Here is a 1,681-nt window from a genome sequence, read left to right on the forward strand (position 1 = left end):
TCCATTCGGCCAGTTCCTCGACATCGGCATGGGTGGCCGGCACATCGCCGTCCTGCAGCGGCATGAAATTCTTCACCGCCTCGCGGCCGATGGCCTTCTCGATCGCCTCGACAAAAGCCATCAGCTGGATGGGTGCATGGTTGCCGATATTGAACACCCGATACGGCACATTGGAGCGCGCCGGGTCGCTCTTGATCGCGTCGTACTCGGGATCTGCCGTCGCCGGCCGGTCCAGTACCCGCACCACGCCCTCGGCGATGTCGTCGATATAGGTGAAGTCGCGCACCATCTTGCCGTGGTTGAACACATTGATCGGGCGGCCCTCCAGGATGGCCTTGGTGAACAGGAACAGCGCCATATCGGGGCGCCCCCAGGGCCCGTAGACCGTGAAGAAGCGCAGCCCCGTGGTCGGTAGGCTAAACAGATGGCTGTAGGTGTGGGCCATCAGCTCATTGGCCTTCTTGGTGGCCGCATACAGGCTGACCGGGTGATCGACGCTGTGATGCTCAGAGAACGGCATCAGCGTGTTGCCACCGTAGACGCTGGAGCTCGACGCATAGGCCAGGTGCTGCACACCGCTGTGGCGGCAGCCCTCCAGGATGTTGGTAAAGCCGACGATATTGCTGTCGATATAGGCGTGCGGGTTCTCGATCGAGTAGCGAACACCAGCCTGCGCTGCCAGATGCACGACACGGTCGAAGTGCCCTTCGGCAAACAGCTTGGCCATGCCTTCACGATCAGCCACATCGAGNAAAGCCGACGATATTGCTGTCGATATAGGCGTGCGGGTTCTCGATCGAGTAGCGAACACCAGCCTGCGCTGCCAGATGCACGACACGGTCGAAGTGCCCTTCGGCAAACAGCTTGGCCATGCCTTCACGATCAGCCACATCGAGCTTGAAGAACTCGAAGCCCGGCTTGCCCGTCAGCCGCGCCAGCCGGTCGTGCTTGAGTTGCACAGCGTAATAGTTGTTCAGATTGTCCAGGCCCACGACCTGATCGCCCCGCGCCAGCAGCAGCTGGCTGACATGCATACCGATGAAGCCGGCGGCGCCGGTGACAAGAACTTTCAACGCAATCTCCCAATACCCGAACCGACCAGCTCGCAGACCCATCACCGACAAAGCCCCAAGCGCGCCCGGCATTCTCGCCCAGCCGGGGCTTCACCGGCCCCATGCCTGACGCCAGCCCCCTATTTGGAGGGCTGACTGGCCGAGCGGGCCCCTGGGGCACCCGGCAGCGGTAGTAATGCACCGGCGTTGCAATGCCTTACCCCTTGGGACGCCGAAGCGTGCTCGATCTCACTGAATGCACAGACCCATCTGCCGAAAATACCTACAACAGCTCTTCCGCACGACGACTGGTGCTGTAAGTCTCAACTTGGGTAGTACCACCATGCTGCAACAGCCCCTCAGCGCCTCGCTGATCCGAACGGCCTCCTTCGCCGCCCTCTTTACCGCCTGTGTGGCGTTCGCCGCTTACAGCAGCGGCGGCGGCAGCAGTGACGCCGGGACCGGTCCGGTCGCGGCGCCGCTCCAGTCCACACCGAGTACCTCCGCCACATCGGTCACCAAGCCCGCTGCGACGACGGCCACGGCGGCCAGGGCCGTAGTGCCTGTTGTCACGGCGCCTGCGACCGCCCTGTCCGACAGCGGACCGACCCTACTGACCCTGCGCGCCT

The 1,681-nt window shown here is 63.1% G+C and carries 1 protein-coding gene and 2 pseudogenes; 1 reads left to right on the top strand and 2 read right to left on the bottom strand.

Annotated features, from left to right (window positions below):
• A pseudogene (locus tag PO768_RS28755) lies at positions 1-751 on the bottom strand (NAD-dependent epimerase/dehydratase family protein); the annotation flags it as partial.
• Positions 738-1,145, bottom strand: a complete 408-nt coding sequence (locus PO768_RS28760; RefSeq protein WP_442953324.1) for an SDR family NAD(P)-dependent oxidoreductase — start codon at positions 1,143-1,145, stop codon at positions 738-740. The pseudogene PO768_RS28755 and the gene PO768_RS28760, both read right to left, overlap by 14 nt.
• 250 nt (positions 1,146-1,395) lie before the next feature.
• Between PO768_RS28760 and PO768_RS28765 the strand changes: the two are divergent.
• A pseudogene (locus PO768_RS28765) lies at positions 1,396-1,681 on the top strand (hypothetical protein); the annotation flags it as partial.

This window comes from Paucibacter sp. XJ19-41 (assembly GCF_028462495.1).
Lineage (GTDB): Bacteria > Pseudomonadota > Gammaproteobacteria > Burkholderiales > Burkholderiaceae_C > Roseateles_E.